21 protein-coding genes are annotated in these 21,375 nt (G+C 69.4%); 5 read left to right on the top strand and 16 right to left on the bottom strand.

Annotated features, from left to right (window positions below):
• Positions 1–76: 76 nt before the first annotated feature.
• The 7 genes from ACRX5W_RS29335 to ACRX5W_RS29305 all read right to left on the bottom strand — a co-directional run bounded on the left by ACRX5W_RS29335 (position 77) and on the right by ACRX5W_RS29305 (position 6,927).
• Positions 77–1,090 (bottom strand): electron transfer flavoprotein subunit alpha/FixB family protein, encoded by a 1,014-nt coding sequence (locus ACRX5W_RS29335; protein ID WP_436791382.1) that lies wholly within the window; start codon positions 1,088–1,090, stop codon positions 77–79.
• Between the two features lie 30 nt (positions 1,091–1,120).
• Positions 1,121–1,933, bottom strand: a complete 813-nt coding sequence (locus ACRX5W_RS29330; protein ID WP_436791381.1) for an electron transfer flavoprotein subunit beta/FixA family protein — start codon at positions 1,931–1,933, stop codon at positions 1,121–1,123.
• A gap of 166 nt (positions 1,934–2,099) precedes the next feature.
• The gene (locus ACRX5W_RS29325) at positions 2,100–3,827 is read right to left on the bottom strand and encodes an alkaline phosphatase D family protein (protein ID WP_436791380.1); all 1,728 of its coding nucleotides are present in this window, start codon (positions 3,825–3,827) and stop codon (positions 2,100–2,102) included.
• Between the two features lie 90 nt (positions 3,828–3,917).
• On the bottom strand, positions 3,918–4,640 hold the full coding sequence (locus ACRX5W_RS29320) for a phosphatase PAP2 family protein (RefSeq protein ID WP_436791379.1): 723 nt from the start codon (positions 4,638–4,640) through the stop codon (positions 3,918–3,920).
• 6 nt (positions 4,641–4,646) lie between these two features.
• Positions 4,647–4,874, bottom strand: a complete 228-nt coding sequence (locus ACRX5W_RS29315; RefSeq protein WP_436791378.1) for a DUF5133 domain-containing protein — start codon at positions 4,872–4,874, stop codon at positions 4,647–4,649.
• A 122-nt stretch (positions 4,875–4,996) separates the two neighbouring features.
• Positions 4,997–5,479: a hypothetical protein gene (locus ACRX5W_RS29310; RefSeq protein WP_436791377.1), complete on the bottom strand. Its 483-nt coding sequence runs from the start codon at positions 5,477–5,479 to the stop codon at positions 4,997–4,999.
• 8 nt (positions 5,480–5,487) lie between these two features.
• Positions 5,488–6,927, bottom strand: a complete 1,440-nt coding sequence (locus tag ACRX5W_RS29305) for a hypothetical protein (RefSeq protein ID WP_436791376.1) — start codon at positions 6,925–6,927, stop codon at positions 5,488–5,490.
• A 158-nt stretch (positions 6,928–7,085) separates the two neighbouring features.
• Here ACRX5W_RS29305 and ACRX5W_RS29300 point away from each other — a divergent pair, with 158 nt between their 5' ends.
• The gene (locus tag ACRX5W_RS29300; RefSeq protein WP_436791375.1) at positions 7,086–7,673 is read left to right on the top strand and encodes a hypothetical protein; all 588 of its coding nucleotides are present in this window, start codon (positions 7,086–7,088) and stop codon (positions 7,671–7,673) included.
• Complete coding sequence (locus tag ACRX5W_RS29295; RefSeq protein ID WP_436791374.1) at positions 7,660–7,785, top strand: hypothetical protein; 126 nt, start codon at positions 7,660–7,662, stop codon at positions 7,783–7,785. The genes ACRX5W_RS29300 and ACRX5W_RS29295 overlap by 14 nt, the downstream gene beginning before the upstream one ends.
• A 43-nt stretch (positions 7,786–7,828) precedes the next feature.
• On the opposite strand, the gene ACRX5W_RS29290 is transcribed toward ACRX5W_RS29295, so the two are convergent.
• On the bottom strand, positions 7,829–9,025 hold the full coding sequence (locus ACRX5W_RS29290; RefSeq protein WP_436791373.1) for an RNA-guided endonuclease InsQ/TnpB family protein: 1,197 nt from the start codon (positions 9,023–9,025) through the stop codon (positions 7,829–7,831).
• A 158-nt stretch (positions 9,026–9,183) separates the two neighbouring features.
• Between ACRX5W_RS29290 and ACRX5W_RS29285 the strand changes: the two genes are divergently transcribed.
• Positions 9,184–9,699: a hypothetical protein gene (locus ACRX5W_RS29285; RefSeq protein WP_436791372.1), complete on the top strand. Its 516-nt coding sequence runs from the start codon at positions 9,184–9,186 to the stop codon at positions 9,697–9,699.
• Between the two features lie 15 nt (positions 9,700–9,714).
• Here ACRX5W_RS29285 and ACRX5W_RS29280 read toward each other — a convergent pair whose 3' ends face one another.
• The 8 genes from ACRX5W_RS29280 to ACRX5W_RS29245 form a co-directional block, all read right to left on the bottom strand.
• A complete protein-coding gene (locus ACRX5W_RS29280) occupies positions 9,715–10,530 on the bottom strand; it encodes an SDR family oxidoreductase (RefSeq protein WP_436791371.1) in 816 nt (271 codons plus the stop codon).
• Positions 10,527–12,188, bottom strand: a complete 1,662-nt coding sequence (locus ACRX5W_RS29275) for an FAD-binding dehydrogenase (protein ID WP_436791370.1) — start codon at positions 12,186–12,188, stop codon at positions 10,527–10,529. The genes ACRX5W_RS29280 and ACRX5W_RS29275 overlap by 4 nt, the downstream gene beginning before the upstream one ends.
• Before the next feature lie 106 nt (positions 12,189–12,294).
• The gene (locus ACRX5W_RS29270) at positions 12,295–14,520 is read right to left on the bottom strand and encodes a restriction endonuclease (protein ID WP_436791369.1); all 2,226 of its coding nucleotides are present in this window, start codon (positions 14,518–14,520) and stop codon (positions 12,295–12,297) included.
• A gap of 88 nt (positions 14,521–14,608) precedes the next feature.
• On the bottom strand, positions 14,609–15,589 hold the full coding sequence (locus ACRX5W_RS29265; RefSeq protein WP_436791368.1) for a Gfo/Idh/MocA family protein: 981 nt from the start codon (positions 15,587–15,589) through the stop codon (positions 14,609–14,611).
• A gap of 159 nt (positions 15,590–15,748) precedes the next feature.
• Positions 15,749–15,937 (bottom strand): ferredoxin, encoded by a 189-nt coding sequence (locus ACRX5W_RS29260; RefSeq protein WP_436791367.1) that lies wholly within the window; start codon positions 15,935–15,937, stop codon positions 15,749–15,751.
• 101 nt (positions 15,938–16,038) lie between these two features.
• Entirely contained in the window at positions 16,039–16,371 is a 333-nt protein-coding gene (locus ACRX5W_RS29255) for a hypothetical protein (protein ID WP_436791366.1), read from the bottom strand.
• A gap of 4 nt (positions 16,372–16,375) precedes the next feature.
• Positions 16,376–17,656 carry an aromatic ring-hydroxylating oxygenase subunit alpha gene (locus ACRX5W_RS29250; RefSeq protein ID WP_436791365.1) on the bottom strand — a complete coding sequence of 427 codons (1,281 nt, stop codon included), beginning with the start codon at positions 17,654–17,656 and terminating at the stop codon, positions 16,376–16,378.
• 193 nt (positions 17,657–17,849) lie between these two features.
• Entirely contained in the window at positions 17,850–18,803 is a 954-nt protein-coding gene (locus ACRX5W_RS29245; protein WP_436791364.1) for a LysR family transcriptional regulator, read from the bottom strand.
• 143 nt (positions 18,804–18,946) lie between these two features.
• Here ACRX5W_RS29245 and ACRX5W_RS29240 point away from each other — a divergent pair, with 143 nt between their 5' ends.
• Positions 18,947–20,155 carry a CaiB/BaiF CoA transferase family protein gene (locus ACRX5W_RS29240; RefSeq protein ID WP_436791395.1) on the top strand — a complete coding sequence of 403 codons (1,209 nt, stop codon included), beginning with the start codon at positions 18,947–18,949 and terminating at the stop codon, positions 20,153–20,155.
• A gap of 40 nt (positions 20,156–20,195) precedes the next feature.
• Positions 20,196–21,362, top strand: coding sequence for an acyl-CoA dehydrogenase family protein (locus ACRX5W_RS29235; protein WP_436791363.1), 1,167 nt, complete (start codon positions 20,196–20,198; stop codon positions 21,360–21,362).
• Positions 21,363–21,375: the final 13 nt, after the last annotated feature.

The raw sequence follows: 21,375 nt of genomic DNA, 5'->3' as shown, positions 1-21,375 counted from the left end.
CTTCGTACGAGGTGCCGTGCGGGTACGCGAATTCGTGCGGGTACGTCGTGCCTCGTGCTCGTTCGTCCTGCGGCGGTCAGGTGACCGCAGTGTCGGCCGCGGCCGTCTCCTCGACGCCGCAGGGCTGTCGCCGCCGCCGGTCCAGCTCCGCGAGCAGGGCCGGCAGCACCTCGTGCAGGTCGCCCACCACGGCGACGTCGGCGATCCGGAAGATCGGCGCCGACGGGTCCTTGTCGATCGCCACGATCGTGGACGCGTGCCGCATGCCGGCCCGGTGGTGCACCGACCCGGAGATGCCGCACGCCAGATACAGGCGCGGATGCACGATCGCCCCCGTCTGGCCGATCAGCGCGTCGGGCGGACACCAACCGTGATCGGCCGCCGCGTGCGTCCCCCCGACCGCGCCGCCGAGAGCGTCCGCGACCTTCTCGATGAGCGCGAACCCGTCGGCGGAACCGACACCACGCCCGCCGGCGACCACCACGGCCGCCCCCGCGACACCGGGGCGCCGGGTTTTCGGCGTGCGCGCCACCACCCTCACCGCACAGGCCGGTTCTGCCGGCCGCACGCGCACACGTTCGACGACCGGCACCGCCGGATCAGGTACCGCCGCGACCGCGCCGGGGGCCACCGTGATCACCGGCGAATCCCCGCGCACCACCGACTCGACGCGGTACGCGCCCTCACACACGTCCTGCACGGTCACCGGCCCGCCCGGGCCCGGCCGCACATCGACCGCATCCGTCACGATCCCGGCACCGAGCCGCACCGATGTCCGGGCCGCCACCTCGCGCCCCTCGCGTCCCGAACCGATCAGCACGGCCACCGCGGACATCTGCCACGCGAGTTCGGCGAGACCCGCGACCGCGACCACGGCCGGGCTCGCACCCGGTACGGCGGACTCCACCACGCAGACGCGCGTCGCGCCGTACCGTCCCAGCGCCGCGACGCACGCCGCGTCCACCGGATGCCGGGCCACTGCCACCGGATCACCGAACCGCCGTGCAATCGTAAGCAGTTCGTATGTGCGTGACTGGACGGTGTCGCCATTGCCTTCGTGTTGTTCGACGAGCACTAGCACAGGGCCCATCGCCCGGCCTCCCAGCGCCTCGTTCATCGATCAGATCAACTGGTGCTCCGTCAGGTAGCGTGCGAGGCGCGCCGCAGCGACGTCCGATGCGCCTTCGATCAGCACCGCGGGCCGCTCGCCCGGATGCGGGGTCACCGAACGCACAACGGTCGCCGACGCGTTGGCGCCCACCGTCTCGGGTCGGATGCGCAGATCCGCCAACGACCAAGTGCGCAGCACCTTGTGGCGGGCCTCGACGATCGCCCGGAACGACGGATACCTGGGCTCGTCCGCGCGTTCCGTGACGGAGACCACCGCGGGCAGCGGTGCCGCGACCTCCTCGACGAATCCGTCGGCGTCGCGGCGTACGAGGACTTCGTCCTCACCCACCCACACCGCGTCCGCGTCGCACGCCACGGGGACGCCCAGATGCTCGGCCACCATCGCCGGGACGACGGACATCCCCGAGTCCGACGACGCCGCGCCGCACAGCACGAGGTCGAAGCCGAGCCGGGCAACGACTGTCGCCAACACCGAAGCCGTCGCCCGCGCATCCGATCCGTGCAGGGCGTCGTCGCGCACGTGCACGCCTTCGTCGGCTCCGAGCGCAAGGGCCCGGGCCAGCGAGCGCTCCGCACCTGCCGGGCCCATCGTCACGGCGATGATCTGCACGTCGAGCCGCCGCCGGGCGATGCGCATCGCCTGCTCGACCGCGTTCTCGTCCAGCGCGCCGAGGCGACAGCTCAACGCGCCCCGGTCGATCGTCAGGTCGGGCGCGAAGACTTTGGTGCCGGACGCCTCGGTACCGGAAGGGCGATCGGCTGCTTCGTCGGGCACGTGCTTGACCAACACCACAACTTTCACCGGTGCTCGCCTCCGCTCATCGTGCGGATCGTGCTGCCGGATGCGAGTGTAGGCGCACCGCACCGCCGACCAACAGAGCTGAGACGATCCGCATGATAACCATGCGTGATCAAGAACTGCCCGGTTTGGTACGGTAGTTGATTGTTCTGGGCCTGAACGGCTCCGGTCAGCGCAGCCGACCGCGGCCGATCCGCCGCAGCCGCGCGCGACCGGTCCCGACGGAGCCTTCGGCGTTCTTGTCGGACGACGTGGACTCCGCACGATCCAAAGCGAGTTCGGCGTGCCTGCCGTGAATCGTCAAGGTCATCAGGTGGTTTCCGAACCAAGGGCCGCCGAGCTTGGTCCAGTGCAGCGGCCTCGGCGGCAGGCCGGCGTGCCGGGCGAGAAGGCGCCCGATGCCGGTCGCCAACCGGCCCCAGCCGAACAGGAATCCCGCACGGATCGCCGGCGGCACCGAGTTGTGCAGCGGCGAACAGGTCAACTGCACGACGCAAGCGGCGCCTTGCGCGGTGTCGACGCCCGGCCAGTGCGCCTCGGCGACGTACGCGTGGTGCACATCCCCGGACAACACGCAGATGGTGGACGGACGTTCGCCGTTCGACCCGGTGCCTTCCGCGGCGATCCGGCGCAGCTCTGCGCTGAACTCCTCGAACGACTCACGGAATGCCGACCAGTGTTCGAGGTCTCCCGCGCGACGCACCTTCTCGCCGACCTCGGCGGCGCGCGGCCCCCAGACCCCCGAGCACAGCGCCTCGTTCCACGACTCCAGATCGTGGATCGCGTGCGGCAGCAGCCACGGAAGCGAACTGCCGATCAGCAGATGGTCGTAGCCGCCCTCCTCGAACTGCCGGACCGCCCAGGAGAATTCCTCGCTGCTGAGCATGCGGCGGTCGGTCGGCGTCAGAACCCGCCCCGCCCGGTTGTCGAGCATGACCAGCCGCGTCCGGCCGAAGTCCCGGCGGAAACTCCACTGCATACGGGGGCGGGCACCGTCCTCCTGATCGGCGTCTCCGTCGGCCCGGACCGCGAACTCGCGCAGGATCCCGGTGGCTTCCTCGGGCGCTTCGGCGGCCTGCACAGCGGCGAACGTGCGGTCTTCCGCAAGTGTTTCCGGCGACAGATTGCCGAGGTGCTGATACACCCAGTAGGAGGCGAACGCGCCGGTGATGCGCTCGGCCCACCACGGCTGTTCCGCCATGTCACGGCGCCAGCTGTGCGACGTGTTCCAGTCGTCGATCATCTCGTGGTCGTCGAAGATCATCGCGGTCGGCACCGTCGACAACAGCCAGCGGATCTGCGGGTCGGTCCACGACTCCTGGTAGAGAAGTGCGTACTCTTCGTAATCGGCGGCCTGGGGCCCAGGTGGCTGCGACAGGTCACGGCGCTCGGCGAGGCGGTTCCGCATCCGGTGGGAGATCTCATCGGCGTACACCTGGTCACCCAACAGCAACAGAGCGTCGGGAAGTTCGGCGTCCGGCTCGTGTGCAAGCCGCAGTGCGAGGGTGTCCAGCGCATCAGGGGCGAGGTGGCGTTCCCCGGACTCACCGGGAACCGGAGGCCGCGACCAGCGGCACGAACCGAAGGTGATGCGCTGCGGGCCCGAACCACCGTCGTCGGACAGCGTCCGGATGACGCTGGGCGGGAACGCGCCGTCCTCCGGCGGCCACACCTGCCGCCCGTCCACCAGTACCTGGTACGCCCGGCTCCGCCCGGCGGCCAGCCCCTCGACCACCACAAGCGCGTAATGCCGCCCGAACACCGACCAGGTGTCCGTCGACCCGGCCGCGTCGTCACACTCCACGGCGACCCGCGCCGGCCCGTCGGTCTCGACCCACACCGTCGCGGTCGTCCGCCCGGTGTAGCGCAGCAGCGGCCCCAACGTCAGTTCGGCCATGGTCGTTCGCTCCTCCCGGCACGCTCCGGCCTCTTGCCCAGGGAGCATCCACGGGAGACTCTGCCCGACCGGGGGCCGCCTACGCGCGTGCTACTCGCGCACGGCCGGGGAACGCGCCTTGCCTCCGAGCTCCTGCCGGCGGCCCGAGGCGAACGCCGCACACGTGAGGGCCAGGATGGCCCCGCCGAGCAGCCAACCGCCGACGACGTCGGTCAGGTAATGCGCACCGAGAACCGCGCGAGTGGCACCGACACCGACGACGGAGACCAGTGCGATGCCGCGCACCAACAGCCCCAGGCGAGCGGAGAGGGCGGGTGCGAGCAGCAGCACCAGAACACCGGCACCGACCGTCGCGGTGACCACATGGCCCGACGGGAAGGAGCCGCCGGGGGCCGTGACCGCCATCCCCTCCGGACGCGGCCGGTCGAATGCGATCTTCATCAGCCCGCTCGTCCCCGCCGCCGCGGCCATCGCCACGACCGCCCACATCACCGTGCGGCGCTCGCCTTGGCGCCACAGCCACACACAGACCACCAGGACGAGGCCGCGGAAAACGAACGGATCCCACACCCAATCGCTCAGCACCGACGCCGTGTCCACACGCACGGCGTCGGCTGTCACCCACGCGTCGAGATGCCGGGCAACCCCGGCGTCAAGCTCTTCCAACGGCGACCACGACAACTCGACCGGCACCGCGAGCAGCGTGAACGCCGCAAGGAGCACCGCACCCGCGACGAACGCCCGTTGCCGATCGAACCGCCGCTCGGGCAACGGCACCTCCCGCTCGATCGCCTCGTGGCCGCGCGAGCGCATCGCGCGTCAGGCACCGACCAGCGAGTCGTCCTCGGGGCGTGCCCCGGGCAGTCGCAGGCGTGCGGCTATCAGCGCGGCGTCGATGTCACGGGTCCCCGTCGAGACACACAGGGTGTACGCGATGTCCTCCATACGCCGCCGGGCCTCCGGGCTGCCCTGTTCGGCGTGCAGAAGGCTGAGTGCCTGGTACTGCTCGACCAGATCACGCAGTACAGCCGGGTGTGCCATCAACATCGAGAACCTCCTCGGTCGACGACCGACCCCCGAATGGGGGCCGGTGGCCCCCAGGACTGCCCGGCATCCGCGCATCCATGCGTGATTCTTCGGGCGTGTTCCGCAGGCCACCGCTGCTCCGCTCAGCTTCGTGCGGCACCGCTCGGCCAGACGACCGTGACGGGCGTGCCGAGCTGCCGGGCGTACGCGACGACATCGGCCGTACCGCCTTTGCCGGACGGGGGCTGCCCGTCCCAGACGGCGAAAAGCGCTTCGCATTCCGACACGAGGTATTCGTTCGCGGCGGTATAGGCATCGCGGTCGGCGTTGTCGTACGGCATGGTCTGGACTTCCGCGGCCCGCCCGAGCAGCGAGTCGAACGCGGCCAGGTAGTCCGGCTTGACCTTCGCGGCTCGGTAGTCACGAGAGGGTAGAACCACAACAAGACGACCCCCGAGCGACAGCACAACCTCAGCGAAAAGCGCGTCGGCACCCTTGGCAATGCAGCTCATGCCCACCAGCTCGCCGGGTGGGATGTTGTCGAGGTGCTTCCGCAGCTCGGTTTCCACAAGCTGCGAAGTCTCCGACGTGATGTCCATGTGACCGGTGATCCCGATGGTGGGCATGTAACTCCCTACTTGGTCGTGAGTAGTTCGCGCATCCTGTCACGTACTTCTCGCAGTCTGGGGTCGCGGTCGCCATCGTTGGTGTAGGCGTAGAGGTCGCGCATCTGTGCGCGAACCCGGCTTGACTGAGTCATTTCAGCGACAGCCAAGGCGTTGTGTGTGGTGTCGATGGCTGCTTTCCTCTCGCCTTGAATGAATTGCGCTTCAGCCAGGCCGACTTGGTCGAGCCCGTGGCTGCGCAAGCCGGTCGGCCCTCGTAAGTCGACGGCCCGCCTGATGGTATGAACTGCCTGGTCCGCGTACTTGGCATCTTTGCGCGCGAGTTCCAACCACCGACCACCGGTGACACCGGCGAGTTCAGCCGCCCCGAAGTAGTGAATCCAGTGGGGTTCGTCAACTGGTGTGCTGGACGTCAGGGCGTCTTCGGCTCGCGCCGTCGCACGCTGGAACGCTGAGATGCGCCCCAGTTGCGCATACGCCCAGGCCTCGCGTGTGAACAGCATCGCGCGAACCGCAGGGCTGGCGTGCTCGGCTGCACCTTCGATGGCCAATCGGACAATCTCCAGAGCGTCCGACGCGCGCCCCAGGTAGAGCTGTTGTCTTGCCATCCCGGCCAGCGTATTGGCTGCGAATGGTCGGTCACCCGCAGCCTTGGCGGCCTGCAGCGCGATCAGGTAGTAGTTGTGAGCCCTCTTCTGTAGGCCAGAGTCCCATGACATGGTTGCGGCGGTTCCCGCCAACTCGGCCATCGTGCGATAAAGGCGTCGTTCCAGTAGTTCCGGATGACGAGTCTTCAGGAGTTCGCTGACTTCGTTGAGTTGGCCGACAACGGCTTTACGGCGAAGGCCGCCACCAAATTGGTGATCCCACTGTCGGAATACGCGCGCGGTCTTTTCGAGAAGAGCGACTTCCTCCTGGCCGACCCCACTTCGGCTCGCGGTCGGTGGTGGCCCATCGGGATCGTCGTCGAGCCAGCGTTCCAGAGATGCAATCGGTGCATGCCCGACAGCTGTGGACAGCATGGCCAGCAGGGCCGTTCGGCGATCCATTTGTAAGTCGCTCCTCGTGAACTGCTCTGCCATGGCGGCCACTTCTGGTGGCCTCCACAGCAGCGCCATATCAGGGAAGTCATGTTCGTTCTTGGCCATGCTCCGAGCAACCCCCTTTTCCCACGGACGGGCAGCCAGCCCGAGCAGGTGGCCGGGGATGCGAAGTCCATCCGAGATGCGTTCGATGACGTCGATCTTCTGCACGGCATGACGTCCGACAAGGACATCGCCGACGCGGCCGGGTGTAAGACCGCAGGCACGCGCGATGCCTGTGGGGTAAAGGCCGGCGATCCGCGCGAGTCGGAAGATCGTTCGGAAGTCGCGAGATGCGCAGGCGGCAATCATTTCTGGCTTGGCCAGTAAGCGGTCCATCAGTTGTCGGTTCGCTTCGTCGCCCATGACCCCACCCGTCAGCCGCCTGTGTACTCCACGAGACAGTCAACACCTTGCCGCCACCCTGGACCGACCCAACTTGGGTACCCACGTCGCCTCTTCTGAGCCTGCGCTCGACCGCTCATGGTGGAAGCGAAACGTGAACGAGCGAGGCGGAGTGCGTGATGAGTGATGGTGAGGCGGAGCAGCCGTTACGGTCGAAAGCGGCCTACGAGGACAGCAAGTTCAAGGTCGGCGACGGAGCCTCGTCGGGTGCTGTGACATCGTCCGCGCAGGCACTGTGGGCGGCTCGGAGCAGGCCGCCCGAGACGGCCATGTGCGGCTTTCCGCCACTGGACCCGGAAGTTGAAGCAGGCAACCCGGGCCGGGTGTTTCGTCCATTTGTGTGGCCGGCGGCGGGCAGACCGGACATCGCTGCGTGCCCTGCTCCTTCGCGGACCCTCGGGTCGTCCGGACTTCCGCTCGTGATCCTGGTCGCGTGGGGCGCGGACGCGGATCAGGCCAGGTTCGCCGCGCGCGATGGTGTGGACTACGCCCAAATCTTCAACTACAAGATCCACGAATCGCTGACCAGCCACGGCGGTCGGATGCGTGACGCCCCGCTTGTGAATATCGCCTTGGCGAACTTCGTGCGCCGGCACGTCGATTACGACTTGGCGTGGTGGTTGGTACCCCAGAGCGCGATGCCGCCCCGTTCTGGCGAGGAGCAACCTCTACAGCTCGGAGCGCTACCCGACAGTGGTGGAGGGTGACGGGCGTTCGGGGTATCTCGAAGGCGCGCCGTACGACCGATTGATCGCCACGTGCGGGGTCGCCGGCATTTATCCGGAGTGGCTGGATCAGTTGACTTCCTCCCCCTCGTGAACGAGGGGGATTCCCCTCGGCCTCGCGGCCGAGCCACCGCGCGTCAGCGCGGCGGTTGGGACCTTTCCTGCTTCAGCGACGACTGCCCCGTCCGGGAGGACTCCCGTTGAGGTCTGACACCGTCTCCACAGGCCGACACCGCCAGCCCGGCGGCCAGAATGTTGTTCGCGGCATTCACGTCGCGGTCATGGGTGACGCCGCACGCGCACGTCCACGCGCGGACGTCCAGCGGCAGTTTCTCCCGGATGGTCCCGCACGCCCCGCACAGCCTGCTGGACGGGAACCAGCGGTCGACCACGACGAGTTCACGCCCGTACCAGGCGCACTTGTACTCCAGCATCCCCCGCATGTCCCGCCACGCCGCGTCCGAGATCGCGCGGGCGAGGTGGCGGTTTTTGACCATGTTGCGGACGGTCAGGTCCTCGATCACGACCACTTGGTTCTCGTGGACGAGCCGAGTAGTGAGCTTGTGCAGGAAGTCCCGGCGCCGGTCCGCGATCCGCGCGTGGACACGGGCGACCCTCACCCGAGCTTTCGCGCGGTTGTTGGAGCCCTTCGCCTTGCGGGACAGCTCCCGCTGCGCCCTGGCGAGGCGGGCGCGGTCGCGGCGTTCGTGTTTCGGGTTGGCGATCTTCTCCCCGGTCGACAAGGTCACCAGCGAGGTGACGCCCGCGTCGACACCGACCGCGTTCGCGGTGGCCGGGGCCGGGGTGACGGTGTCGTCGCACAGCAGCGACACGAACCAGCGCCCAGCCGCGTCGCGGGACACCGTCACCGTCGAGGGCACCGCCCCCTCCGGCAGCGGACGCGACCAGCGGATGTCCAACGGCCCGGACATCTTCGCCAGCGTGAGTTGCCCGTCGCGCCAGGTGAACGCGGAGCGGGTGTACTCCGCCGACGCACGGGACCTCTTCCGCGACTTGAACCTCGGGTACTGCGCACGGCGCGCGAAGAAGTTGGCGAACGCCGTCTGCAGGTGCCGCAGCGCCTGCTGCAGCGGAACGCTCGACACCTCGCCGAGGAACGCGAGTTCGCCGGTCTTCTTCCACGCCGTCAGCGCGGCCGACGACTCCACGTACGAGACACGGCGCTGCTCGCCGTACCACGCGCGGGTGCGTTCTTCGAGGGCCTTGTTGTAGACGAGACGGACACAGCCGAACGTACGCGACAGCTCCGCCGCCTGCTCGCCGGTGGGGTAGAAGCGGTACCGATACGCCCGCTTGACCGACGAATGCCCCATACCTCACAGTCTATCAGCTTGCGGGTGAGACGCGGGTGTTCGCCGTTCACTGTGCTGAACGCCGAACCGCCCGGGAGCGGTTCGGCTTCTCCTGCCCTGCTCCGCAGGGGTCCGTTTCCTCCCCGGCCTGAAGGCCGGGGTATCCACGGAGGAGTCCGATGAAACCCGGCGGCATCATCATTGCCGGGCTTCGCGGTCGGCTGCTGAGCGCCGGTCTCGTCCGGCTGACAATGGGTGACGACGGAGTGGCAGAAGGGCAGTTCGTCTCGGGTGGCAACTACATGCCCGCGCGGCAGGAGGCTGCTCAACGGCACCTCATTCTTCCCGACCTGGACAGTGGTACGGAAAGACTGTCCTCGGTAGGGGCGTCGGCGCTCGCGGACAACGCCGCCTTGGTGTTGGCGGACAGTGTCGCTCCTGCCTTCCAATGGACTCGGGGCAGCATCGATGGTCAGCCGTCGACGGACGCGTACATCGATCAGGACAGCGGGTCCTTCGTCGTGGTCACCGACCGCCCGGACGGAAGCGCTGTGATTCGCGAGGGCGGTCCCGATCTGATGTGGCGTCGCGTCGAGCAAATCGTCACGTCGTGGCGGGAGGCCGGGTGCCCGTCGATTGAGGCGTTCCGCGTGCGGGCGACGCGGTGTGGTCACACGATCGTGGTCCCAAAATAGCGTGCGGACGCGGCCTCAGCGTAGGCCGTGGCGGCGGGCGGTGAGGCGTTCTGCTGCGGTGCGGGGGAGGAGGCGGCGGAGGGCGAACACAACCGGGGCGTTGCTGCCTACTGCGTAGAGGGGCTTGGGGCGGGGGGATTCGACTGCCTTGAGGATTGTGGCGGCGACGGTTTCGGGGGTGATGCCTGCTGCCTCGTTGGCGTTCAGGGCGTTCAGCATGGTGTGGTACTCGGTGGCGAAGGGTGAGTCTTCGGCCAGGTATTGGGTGCGGCGTTCGCTGATTCCGGTGTTGATGGAGCCCGGCTCGACGGTGGTGATCGCGACGCCGTAGGGGGCGAACTCGCGGCGTGCGGCGGTGGCGAAGCCCTTGAGGGCGGCTTTTGACGCGACGTATGAGGAGCGGTAGGCGAGCGGGAAGCTGGCCAGCATCGAGCCGACCATCACGACGCGGCCGTGGCGGCGGGCGCGCATTCCCGGGGTCAGCAACTGCGTGAGTCGGACCGCGCCGAAGACGTTGGTCTCGAAGAGGCGGCGGACGGCGTCCATGGGGAGTTCTTCGAGTGGGCCGCTCTGGCTTTCGCCTGCGTTGTTGATGAGGATGTCGACCGGGCCGCAGGCGGCGGCGCACGCGCCGATCGAAGCCTCGTCGGTGAGGTCGAGGGCGATGTATTCGACGTCGGGGACTGGGGCCGAAATCGCCGCCGGGTTGCGGGTTGTGCCGTACACGCGGTAGCCGCGCCCGGCCAGCAGAGCCGCGACTGCCGCGCCGATGCCGGAGGACGCGCCGGTGACCAGGGCGACACGGCCGGCCTCCGACACCCCGCCGGTCATGCGAGCCTCTTCGCGAGTGCGCGGCCCGCCGCGCGTCCCGAGAAGATGCAGCCGCCGAGGAAGGTGCCTTCCAGCGCGTTGTAGCCGTGCACGCCGCCTCCGCCGAAGCCGGCGACCTCGCCTGCGGCGTACAGGCCCTCGAACGGCTCCCCGTCGGCGCGTACCACCTGCGAATCGAGTGTTGTCTCCAGACCGCCGAGAGTCTTGCGGGTCAGTACGTGCAGGCGTACGGCGATGAGTGGGCCGTGGGCCGGATCCAGGAAGCGGTGTGGGGCGGCGACGCGCGTGATCTTGTCGGGTAGGTAGGCGCGGGCGTTGCGAACGGACATGAGCTGGAGGTCTTTTCCGTACGCGTTGCCTACGGCCTGGTCGTGCGCGAGGACTTCGCGTTCCACCGTGGCGAAGTCGACGACCGGACCCGGTGCGATGGCGTTCATGCCGTCGACCAACTCGCGCAGTGTGGGCCGTACGACGAAATCCTCGCCGTGGTCCAAGAACGCCTGCACGGGCCCCGGCGCACCCTTCTTGACGCGCGACAGGACCAACTTGAGGTCCTTGCCGGTGATATCAGGGTTCTGCTCGGAGCCCGACAACGCGAACTCCTTTTCCACGATCGAGCGGGTCAGCACGAACCACGAATGGTCGTGACCGGTCGCGAGGATGTGGCGGAGTGTGGCGAGGGTGTCGTGGCCGGGGAACAGCGGGGCGGGCAGCCGGTGTCCGGTCGCGTCCAGCCACAGGGACGACGGGCCGGGGATGATCCGGATCGCGTGGTCGGGCCAGATCGGGTCCCAGTTCCTGATGCCTTCGGTGTAGTGCCACATCCGGTCGCGGTTGACGACCGATCCGCCCGCAGTCTCGCTGATCTCCAGCATGCGGCCGTCGACGTACGCCGGCACTCCGGTGATCATCGACCGCGGTGCCGGGCCCATGCGTTCCACGGGCCAATTCCTGCGCACGAGTTCGTGATCGCCGCCGATGCCGCCGGAGGTCACCACGACGGCCTGGGCGCGGAGTTCGAACTCGCCGACACGGTCTCGCGACGACGCCGCCCCGCGCGGGTCGGACGACGGCACGAGCACGGAGCCGCGTACGCCGACCGCCGCACCCTGTTCGACGATCAACTCGTCGACGCGGTGGCGGAAGTGAAAGCGCACCAGCCCGCGCGAGGCGGCGTCGAGCACCGGTTCGCGGAACACCCGCACGACCTCGGGCCCCGTGCCCCACGTGAGATGGAACCGCGGCACGGAGTTGCCGTGCCCGGTCGCGGTGCCGCCGCCGCGCTCGGCCCATCCGACCGTCGGCACGACCCGCAGGCCCAAGCCGTGCAGGTAGCGCCGCTTTTCCCCGGCCGCGAAGTCGACGTACGCGTGGGCCCATCGGCGCGGCCAGTGGTCCTCGCGCTCGCGGTCGAAACCGGCGGAGGCCAGCCAGTCGGCGAGGGCGAGGTCGTACGAGTCCTTGATGCCCATGCGGCGTTGCTCGGGACTGTCCACCAGGAACAGCCCGCCGAGTGACCAGAACGCCTGCCCGCCGAGGTTGGCCTCGCTCTCCTGGTCCACGACCACCACCCGCCGCCCGGCACGGCTGAGTTCGTATGTCGCGACCAGTCCGGCCAGGCCCGCCCCCACCACGATGACGTCCGCGTCGAAACCCATCGCGACTCCTCGGCGATCGGGGGTGTTGTACGTGCTGGGCACCGACCGTACGGCCAACCACCCGGCCCGGCCAAGCACATCGCGTCGCGTCGGAGGACGCGACGCGTCACGCGACGTCGATGCCGAAGTCGCCGAGCAACGGCTCCAGTCCGTCCGGATAGCCTCGGCCGCCGATCACGAACGCCCAGTCGCCGTTGGACCGGCGCCGGAACGAGCCCAGGACCAGCGCGGTTTCCCCCGCGCGGCCGTCGGACACCGTGAGGCGGTCGACCTCGCCGCCGGAGGCGTCGCGCAGCACGATCGCCGCGTCGGTGAAGCCGGACAGGTCGGCGTTGGGGTTGACCGACGGATCAACCGCCGCGACGAGCACCAGCCGGTCCGCGCGGGCCGGAAGCGCGTCGAACGCGACGCGCAGAGCGGCCTTGTCGTTTCCGGTCGCAGCCTCCGAGCGGACCGATCCGTCAGGGGTGGAGGTGTTGTTGTAGAACACGAAGTAGTCGTCGCCCAGAACGCGTTGCCCGGTGCAGACCAGGGCGCAGACATCGAGTGCGACGCTGCCGGACCACGACATGCCGAGGATGTTCGCCTCGTCGGCGGTGGAGGGAGAGGCCGCAGGCGCAGCAGAACCCGCCCTCCGTGAAGGGGCACTTCGCGTTCCCGCCGCCGGAAGTGTCCCCGGGGGCGCGGTGGTTCTCCCCGCCCGTGCCGCCGAGGCCGCCGGCACCGCCGCCTCGGCGGCCCCGCGCTGGGCCGGGACCCCCGCGCCGCCCGGCCCGAGGCGCCCGCTCAACCCACACTGAGTGAGCAGGTCCACCAACTCCTCACCGGTGATGAGCGTGAGCGGCTTGCCGCGCGCGAACGTGTACGAACTCGGCCCGAAACGCGACGTCGTCACCAACACGCCTTTGTTGGCTCCGACATCGTGGACCGTGCCGTACAGGTCCCGGACGGCGGTGGGCGGAACGGTGTGCCGGTAGCGCTTCACCTGCACGATGATCTTTCCGCCGCTGAGCGGATCGGGATCGATCGCCTCGACGTCCACACCGCCGTCGCCCGACCTCTGCGTCGTGACCGCCTGAAGGCCGCGCGCCCGGAACAGTTCCGCGACCAGGCCCTCGAACGCGATGGGGTCCATCTCCAGCAGATCGGGCACGTCGTCGTTGTCGGCGTGCGAGACCACCGCGACCCCGCCGCCCACCTCGCCGGGACGCCGGGCGGCGCGCACGGCTGTCCGCTGGTCCGGGCGGGCCGACAGCGTGCCGTCCAAGGCGTCCACCAGGCAGTCCACGGCGCTCACCCGCGCGAGGTTGAGCCGTTCGAATTCCGCGCGCGGGGCCCGCACCGAAGCCAGGACGATGCGTGCCCGCCGCCCGGTCGCCGGGTCGCGGTCGTCGACGAAGCCGTTGACCACCACGGATTCCAGCGCGCCGAACTCGTCGGCAACGAAGACCTCGCGCAGCACCAGCAGCACGCACTGCGCGAGAACGTCGCGGTAGAGCGCACGCCGTGCCGTCACCGGCCGCGCGACTTCCTTGTCCTGGTCGGTGCTCGGCATGTACTTCACCGACCGGGCCGCCGGCACGATGTCGACGGTGGGCAGCTGCCAGTCCAACACCAGTTCGCGCGTGCCGCGTTCGTACGCGACATCCACCTGCCGGGGAAACTCGTCCGGCCACGCGGTCGACGCGTACAACGCCGCCGAGAAGAACTGCACCGCCGCATCGGCGTCCCCGCGCCGCAGGCTGTCACCCAACGCCCGCACCTGCGCGTTGTGCTGCCGGATCTGCGTCAGCGTCGTCGCCGCCCACTGGTCGTACTGCCGCCGGTACGCCTCCAGTTGGCGCAGCCGCTGTGCCTCCGCGTCCTGCGCGGCGTACCAGTCCCGTTCGAACCGCGCGCGGGCCTCCTGCCGGGCCTGTGCGCTCGGGCCGAAGCCCCAACCCGATTGCGCGGGCTGGTAGTCGGCTTCGACCGGCATCGGCACCGGGACGCCGAGATGGCCGGGCTCGAACGGCTCGACCCGCTCGGGCCGCAGCATCGACGCCGAACGAAACGCCGGTCCCCGGCACGCGGACGCCAGCAAGGCGCCGAGGGCGTCCGCCTGGCGCTCGATCTCCTCGGTGCGGCGCAGCGCGTCCGCCTCACGATGGCGTTTGTACGCCGCCCGCTGCTCGCGGTGCATGCGCGCCATGGCCTGCTCGGCGGCGCGCTGCCGCCGTTCCTCCTCGCGCCGCCGCTGGTCCGCGGCTCTGCGCTGCGCGTCCTGTCGGCGTTGCTCCTGCCGTTGGGCCTCGGCCCACGCACTGATCAGCCCGTTGCCACGCCGACTCATGAGCGACGCCGACCTCCCCACGCCCGACAGTTCGTCCGAAGACCCTATCGCCGGTGATGATCAACGCAGGTGCGGATGACGAAGAAGGTCAGCGCCCGGTCGCGCCCAAGCGCGTACGCGCCTCCTCCACCGTCCGCATGATCGCCAGTGTGGCGTCGAGCGGCATGACCGTGCTCTCCAGACGACCGTCGCGGACGCGGTCGCGGACCTCGCGGATCTCGGCGGCGAGCGCGACCTCGGGTGAGTCGATCGTGAACTCCTGGGGTGTGCGGCCTCCGTAGGTGTGCACGGTGATGCGGGTGGTGCAGTGGAAGAACGCGTCCAGCTCGGCCCGTCCCCGGGTGCCGATCACCGAAGCGGTCATGGGCAGTTGGCTGATCAGCGAGGTCTCCAGAAGCGCGTGCGGGCCACCGGGCCAGCGCAGGAGCAGGGCCACCTCGGAGTCCACGCCGCTGGGTGCGAGCGCGCCGGCCACCTCGATCGACTCGGGTGCTCCGAGCAGCAGTTGGGCCAGCGCGACCGGATACACGCCCAGGTCGAGCAGCGCACCGCCGCCCAACTCGGGGTTCCACAGGCGGTGTTCCGCGTCGTAGGGCATGGGGAAGCCGAACGTCGCGTGGATCGACCGCACTTCACCGAGCGTGCCGTCGTCGGCGAGCTCCTTCACGCGCCGCACGAGCGGGTTGAACCACATCCACATGGCTTCCATGAGGAACACGTCGGCCGCGCGGGCGTCCGCCACCATCGCCTCGGCGTCGGCCAGCGTGGCCGCGAGCGGCTTCTCGCACAGCACCGGCTTGCGCGCGGCGATCGCGAGGTCGACGACTTCGCGGTGCAGGGCGTGCGGGGTGGCGACGTACACCGCTTCCACCGCCGGGTCGGCGACCATCTCGGCGTACGAGCCGTAGCCCGTGCCGTCGCCCAGCTCGCGGGCGAAGTCGGCCGCGCGGTCCTTGTCGCGCGAGGCGACCGCGGCCACGCGCATCCCCGGCTCGGCGGCGATGACCTTGCCCAGGGTCCGCGCCATCGATCCGGTCGCCGCGATACCCCATCCGAAAAGCCCGCTCATGCCCACCCCTTGGCGGTGTCGATTGCCGCGTGCGGGCTCACCGCACGCGATTCAGTGGGTACATCCTCACCCCTGGCGCGCGCGGCCACACCGCCGCACTCGTCCCAACCGTGACCGCCCGCGAGCGGGAGCACGGGGCGGGAGGCCGGCCGGAAGGGATCAGATCGTCGAGATCGCGCGCTCGGGGCAGTTGGTGATCGCCTCGTGCACGGAGTCCTCGTATTCGGCCGGGATCTCGTCCACCTGCACCACGGCGTAGCCATCGTCGTGCAGCGCGAAGACCTCGGGGCAGATCGCGCAGCAGACGCCGTGGCCGCGGCAGCGGTCGTCGTCGACGGTGACCTTCATACGATCGGCTCCTTAGCGGGCGTGGTTTTCGGTTCTGTTCGATCAGAGCCCGCACAATATACGGCGTCGTTCGAATTTCGGGGACCGGGCCGAGGCGGGCTCTACGGCAGAGGCTCCCCGATGCGGTGCAGCTCGGCCGCGCCGCTGTCGATCACCTTCGGCTGGTGCCAGACCTCCACGCACATCGCGACCATGATCACCGAGTGCACGAGTTCCAGCAGGTGCCGGGGCTGGTCGGGCATGTCGTCGAGCGGGAACTTGTCGCAGTATGCCAGCGCGTCGCGGATGCGCGGGAACGCCGCCCGGTAGAAGGGCTCCATCTCGGCCATGGTGCTCGCCATGCGCCGAGCCCAGCGTTCCGGCTCGGTCGGGAGGCACCACGTGCCCGCGAAGGGTTCGAGGTCCGCGAAGTCGGCGGGGAGGAGGGAGGACATCGGGTCAGACCCCCGTGCTCGTCGTACGTGCCTCGCGGCTGCGCCGGTAGTCCTCGACCCAGGTTCCGACCGCGTGGTGGAAGTGCCGGACCAGGAGCTCCTGGTCGCTGAGCGGGAACTCGTCGCCCGCCGCCCGGGACTCCAGCCCCTCCTGGGTGCCCGCGAGCGTCCCGGCGTCCTGGAGGGCGAACTCCTTGAACATCACCGCCGCGCACTCCTGCGCGGCCCGCTGCGACGCCGTCTCGGCCTTGGGGAAGAACAGGGTGCCCTCGAAGCGGTGTGTGTTGTGCGAGGTCGGCCAGAACCGGTACGTGAGGTACCAGCCGCTCGCCCAGACCAGGATCTCCAGGTTCGGGAAGATCTGGAAGTTGTCGATCGCCCAGTTCTTGACCTTGCCGGGGTTGGTCCCGGGCAGGTCGGCGCCGAGGTCGGGCTCGTCCCAGGGGCCGAACAGGCCGCTGCGTGTGGCGATTTCGATGGGGTACTGGAAGTCGTCCGGCCACAGGCGGCGCGGTACGCCGTCGGCGGTGACCATCCGGTGGGGGCCGTCGAGCTGGTAGTGCGGGGCCTCGAAGCCGGTCATCTTGTCGCGGGCGGCCGGTGTCGCCTCCTGCGGGTGCAGGAAAGGCACGTGGTAGTACTCCTGGAAGGCGTCCAGGAAGATCTTCCAGTTGCAGTCGATGTCGGCGCGGAAGTCGTACCGCTCGGTCATCCGGTCGAACGGATAGCCTTCCAGCGGTGTGATCATCGGGCCGAGGAACTCCCGCAGGGACTGCGGCGGTTCCTTCGCGAGGTTGACGAAGACGAAGCCCGCCCACACGTCGCAGTGCACCGGCACCAGGCCGTACGCGTTCTTGTCGAGGTCGAAGAACTCGCTCTCCTGCTGGACGAAGGTGCACGCGCCGTCGAGGCCGTAGCGCCAGCCGTGGTACTTGCAGGTGAACTGCCGTACGGTGCCGGAGACTTCCTCGCGAGGGTAGTCCTGCCATACCAGCTTGTTGCCCCGGTGGCGACAGATGTTGTGGAAGGCCCGGACCTCGCCCTGCTTGTCCCGCACCACGATGAGGGAGGTCCCAGCGACCTCCAGCTCCTTGGTGAAGTAGCTGCCGGGGCGCGGGAGTTCCTCGACTCGGCCGACGTTCAGCCAGGCACGCTTGAAGACCGCCTCGCGCTCGTCCGCGTGGAACTCGGGCGAGATGCTGTCCTCGTAGGACACGAAGCCCGTGCCGACGTCCGGGTAGTGCGACGTCCAACTGCCTTCGGCCGGCTTCGGATACAGCGCCATGGGCCCGGTCCTTTTCGATGGTGCCCGTGCGATTTGGGCGGGTGCCTGATCTGCCCACATCATGGGCACTGATCCTCGGCCTTGCCCAATAGAAAATCGTTATGCGACCATGTCGCGCGCGCATGGCCACAGGTGCCCCCGTGCACCCCCCGGCCGGTCGCCGCGGGCCGTCCGACGACCACGTTTGCGCAGGTCAGCCGATGTCAGTCAGGGCCTCGGACTGGTAGACCTCCTCGACCGGCCACCGGCCCTCCGCGACGGCGACCCGGACCTGACGGACCAGCTCGCGGGCGACGGTGTCCACCGCCGGCGGAATCCGCGACGTGCGCTGGGCCGCCGCGACGACCGCCCGCGACACGTCGGGCTCGCACAGCGGCGCGGCGCTCAGCACACCGCGCGCCACGTCGGCGGCGATGCCGACACCGGGCAGGATCGTCCAGCCGTGCCCGGCCAGCACGAGCTGCTTCTGCACGCGCATGGAGTTGGTCTGCACGACGACGTCCATCTCGATGCCGGCCTGCTTGGCTGCGTCGTCGATCAGCGTACGCAGCGCGTGCCCGGTCGTCGGCATCACCAGCGGATGCGTCGCGGCGGTCGCGAACGGCACCGGCGCATCGGCGCGCAGGCCCTCGGAGGCGGGGGCGACGGCCCACAGGTTCTCGTGCAGCAGCAGGTGCGCGTTCAGTGACGGCGTGCTGTCGAGGTTGTAGAGGAGGGAGAGGTCGAGGTCGCCTTCGTCGAGCCACTGCTGGAGGTGCCCGGAGTAGGCCGTGATGAGCCGCAGGTCGATGCCGGGGTGTTCGCGCGCGAGAGATGACACGAGCGGTGCCGCGAGGAGGTCGGCGGTGCTGTCCAGCAGGCCGACCCGTACGACCCCGGTCACCACGCCGGGAGTCGGCCGCACCTCGGACCTGGCCCACTCCAGCTCGTTCAGGGCGCGCCGCGCGCGGGCGACCATGATCGCCCCCGCCTCGGTGGCCCGCATGCCCTGGCGGCTGCGTTCGAACAGGGCGACGCCGAGTTCTTCCTCCAGCGTGCGGATCTGCCGGGTCACCGCGGGCTGCACGAGGTGCAGCAGCTCCGCCGCGCGTGTGACGCTCCCCACCTCGGCCACCGTCACGAGCGCCTTGAGCTGTTTGAGGTCCATTTCCTACCGCACACCTCGTTCGTATATCCGCGCCGAGTATGCCTCCATCATTCCTTATTATTTCACTCACGGTGCCATAAGTGTTCATGATGAAGTCCAACAAGGCTCACGACAAGCCGACAACGACCAGCGAGGACGCCCGCATGACCGACACCGCCGGCCCCGCCGACGCTCTGCCGCTCGCCGGCATCACCGTCATCAGCGTCGAACAGGCGGTCGCGGCGCCCTTCGCCACCCGCCAGCTCGCCGACCTCGGCGCCCGGGTGGTCAAGATCGAACGCCCGGACGGAGGCGACTTCGCACGCCGGTACGACACCGCCGTCCACGGCGACTCCAGCTATTTCGTCTGGCTCAACCGCGCCAAGGAATCGGTCACGCTCGACCTCAAGACCGCCCGAGGGCGCGACATCCTGGAGCAACTGCTCGCCGGTGCCGACGTGTTCGTTCAGAACCTCGGACCGGGCGCGGCCGCCCGCCTCGGATTCTCCGCGCCCGCCCTCGCCGCGCGGCACCCGTCGCTGATCCCGTGCTCGGTCACGGGCTACGGGTCCACCGGCCCGTGGGCCGACCGCAAGGCCTACGACCTGCTCGTGCAGTGCCAGACCGGTTTGGTCTCGCTCACCGGCGGCGCGGACGAGCCGGCGCGGGTCGGCATCTCGATCGCCGACATCGCCGCGGGCATGTACGCCTACAGCGGCATCCTCACCGGCCTCTTCGTCCGTGCGACCACCGGCGCCGCCCGCGCGGTCGAGGTCTCGCTCTTCGAGGCGCTCGCCGAATGGCTCGGCCAGCCCGCCTACTACACCCGGCACACCGGCGCCCAGCCCCCGCGCATCGGCACGCAGCACGCCACCATCGCGCCGTACGGGGCGTTTCCCACCGCCGACGGCAAGAGCGTCATCTTCTCCGTCCAGAACGAACGCGAATGGGCCGCGCTGTGCGAGCGGTTCCTCGACCGCCCCGAACTCGCCGCCGATCCGCGCTTCGCCACCGGTGCGGACCGCGTCGCCCACCGCGGCGAGGTCAACGCGATCGTGGCCGAGCGTCTTCTCGGCCTCGACAGCACAAAGGCGCGGGAACTGCTCGACCGGGCCGGCATCGCGAACGCCGGCGTCAACGACGTCGAAGAGTTCCTGGACCACCCCGTGCTCGCCGGCCGCGACCGCTGGCGCGAGGTCCGCACACCCTCCGGCACCGTCGTCCCGGCGCTCGTGCCGCCGGTCGACATGGCCGGCACGGCCCCGGTCATGGGCGACGTACCCGCGCTCGGCGAGCACACCGCCGAGGTCCTGGGCGAGCTGGGATACAGCGCGGCCGACATCGACGGCCTGCGGGCCGAACGCGTCATCTGACGCCCGCACCACAGCCACACACCGGCAAGGAGCAACAGGCATGGGCACTTGGGACATCCTGTCCGAGGACGAGCAGTTCATCGTGCGTACGGTGCGCGACTTCGTGGACAAGGAAGTCAAGCCGGTCGTCCAGGGACTCGAACACGCCAACACCTACCCCGAGGCGCTGATCGAGCAGATGAAGCGGCTCGGCATCTACGGCCTCGCCGTCCCGGAGGAGTACGGCGGCGCACCGGTCTCCATGCCCTGCTACGTGCTCGTCACCGAGGAGCTCGCGCGCGGCTGGATGAGCCTGGCCGGCGCGATGGGCGGCCACACCGTCGTCGCGAAGCTGCTCACCCACTTCGGCACCGACGAGCAGAAGACCCGCTACCTCCCGCGCATGGCCACCGGCGAGGTACGGGCGACCATGGCGCTGACCGAGCCCGGCGGCGGATCGGACCTGGCGGCCATGCGCACGGTCGCCCGCCGCGACGGCGACGACTACCTCGTCGAGGGCTCCAAGACCTGGATCTCGAACGCGCGCCGCTCGCAACTCATCGCACTGATGTGCAAGACCGACCCGGACGCGAACCCGCCGCACGCGGGCATCTCGATCCTGCTGGTCGAACACGGCCCCGGCCTCACGGTGTCCCGCGACCTGCCCAAACTCGGCTACAAGGGCGTCGAGAGCTGCGAGCTGTTCTTCGAGGGGCTGCGCGTACCCGCCGACGCCGTACTGGGTGGCACCCCTGGAGCGGGCTTCGCGCAGATGATGAAGGGCCTGGAGACCGGACGCCTCCAGGTCGCAGCCCGCGCGCTCGGCGTCGGACGAGCCGCGTTCGAGGACGCGCTCGCGTACGCCCAGGAGCGCGAATCGTTCGGCAAGCCGATCTGGAAGCACCAGTCGATCGGCAACTACCTGGCCGACATGGCCACATCGCTCACCGCCGCCCGCCAGCTCACGCTGCACGCCGCCCGCGAGGCCGACGCCGGACGCCGCGTCGACATGGAGGCGGGCATGGCCAAGCTGTTCGCGTCGGAGACCGCGATGCAGGTCGCACTCAACGCGGTGCGCATCCACGGCGGCTACGGCTACTCCACGGAATTCGACGTGGAGCGCTACTTCCGCGACGCCCCACTGATGATCGTCGGCGAGGGCACCAACGAGATCCAGCGCAACGTCATCGTCGGCCAGCTGGTCAAACGCGGCGGCCTCGACGCGTGAGCGGCGACAGGTG

It is taken from the genome of Yinghuangia sp. YIM S10712, assembly GCF_051388935.1.
In the GTDB taxonomy this organism is placed as follows: domain Bacteria; phylum Actinomycetota; class Actinomycetes; order Streptomycetales; family Streptomycetaceae; genus Yinghuangia.
Note: the sequence above shows the minus strand (reverse complement) of the source record. Positions and strands in the feature narration are given on the sequence as shown.

What these genes read in the sequence shown, in the direction of transcription:
- ACRX5W_RS29335 (WP_436791382.1), bottom strand. Translation starts at nt 1,090, where the DNA reads ATGGGCCCTGTGCTAGTGCTCGTCGAACAACACGAAGGCAATGGCGAC.
- ACRX5W_RS29325 (WP_436791380.1), bottom strand. Translation starts at nt 3,827, where the DNA reads ATGGCCGAACTGACGTTGGGGCCGCTGCTGCGCTACACCGGGCGGACG.
- ACRX5W_RS29320 (WP_436791379.1), bottom strand. Translation starts at nt 4,640, where the DNA reads ATGCGCTCGCGCGGCCACGAGGCGATCGAGCGGGAGGTGCCGTTGCCC.
- ACRX5W_RS29315 (WP_436791378.1), bottom strand. Translation starts at nt 4,874, where the DNA reads ATGTTGATGGCACACCCGGCTGTACTGCGTGATCTGGTCGAGCAGTAC.
- ACRX5W_RS29310 (WP_436791377.1), bottom strand. Translation starts at nt 5,479, where the DNA reads ATGCCCACCATCGGGATCACCGGTCACATGGACATCACGTCGGAGACT.
- ACRX5W_RS29305 (WP_436791376.1), bottom strand. Translation starts at nt 6,927, where the DNA reads ATGGGCGACGAAGCGAACCGACAACTGATGGACCGCTTACTGGCCAAG.
- ACRX5W_RS29300 (WP_436791375.1), top strand. Translation starts at nt 7,086, where the DNA reads ATGAGTGATGGTGAGGCGGAGCAGCCGTTACGGTCGAAAGCGGCCTAC.
- ACRX5W_RS29290 (WP_436791373.1), bottom strand. Translation starts at nt 9,025, where the DNA reads ATGGGGCATTCGTCGGTCAAGCGGGCGTATCGGTACCGCTTCTACCCC.
- ACRX5W_RS29285 (WP_436791372.1), top strand. Translation starts at nt 9,184, where the DNA reads ATGAAACCCGGCGGCATCATCATTGCCGGGCTTCGCGGTCGGCTGCTG.
- ACRX5W_RS29280 (WP_436791371.1), bottom strand. Translation starts at nt 10,530, where the DNA reads ATGACCGGCGGGGTGTCGGAGGCCGGCCGTGTCGCCCTGGTCACCGGC.
- ACRX5W_RS29275 (WP_436791370.1), bottom strand. Translation starts at nt 12,188, where the DNA reads ATGGGTTTCGACGCGGACGTCATCGTGGTGGGGGCGGGCCTGGCCGGA.
- ACRX5W_RS29270 (WP_436791369.1), bottom strand. Translation starts at nt 14,520, where the DNA reads ATGAGTCGGCGTGGCAACGGGCTGATCAGTGCGTGGGCCGAGGCCCAA.
- ACRX5W_RS29265 (WP_436791368.1), bottom strand. Translation starts at nt 15,589, where the DNA reads ATGAGCGGGCTTTTCGGATGGGGTATCGCGGCGACCGGATCGATGGCG.
- ACRX5W_RS29260 (WP_436791367.1), bottom strand. Translation starts at nt 15,937, where the DNA reads ATGAAGGTCACCGTCGACGACGACCGCTGCCGCGGCCACGGCGTCTGC.
- ACRX5W_RS29255 (WP_436791366.1), bottom strand. Translation starts at nt 16,371, where the DNA reads ATGTCCTCCCTCCTCCCCGCCGACTTCGCGGACCTCGAACCCTTCGCG.
- ACRX5W_RS29250 (WP_436791365.1), bottom strand. Translation starts at nt 17,656, where the DNA reads ATGGCGCTGTATCCGAAGCCGGCCGAAGGCAGTTGGACGTCGCACTAC.
- ACRX5W_RS29245 (WP_436791364.1), bottom strand. Translation starts at nt 18,803, where the DNA reads ATGGACCTCAAACAGCTCAAGGCGCTCGTGACGGTGGCCGAGGTGGGG.
- ACRX5W_RS29240 (WP_436791395.1), top strand. Translation starts at nt 18,947, where the DNA reads ATGACCGACACCGCCGGCCCCGCCGACGCTCTGCCGCTCGCCGGCATC.
- ACRX5W_RS29235 (WP_436791363.1), top strand. Translation starts at nt 20,196, where the DNA reads ATGGGCACTTGGGACATCCTGTCCGAGGACGAGCAGTTCATCGTGCGT.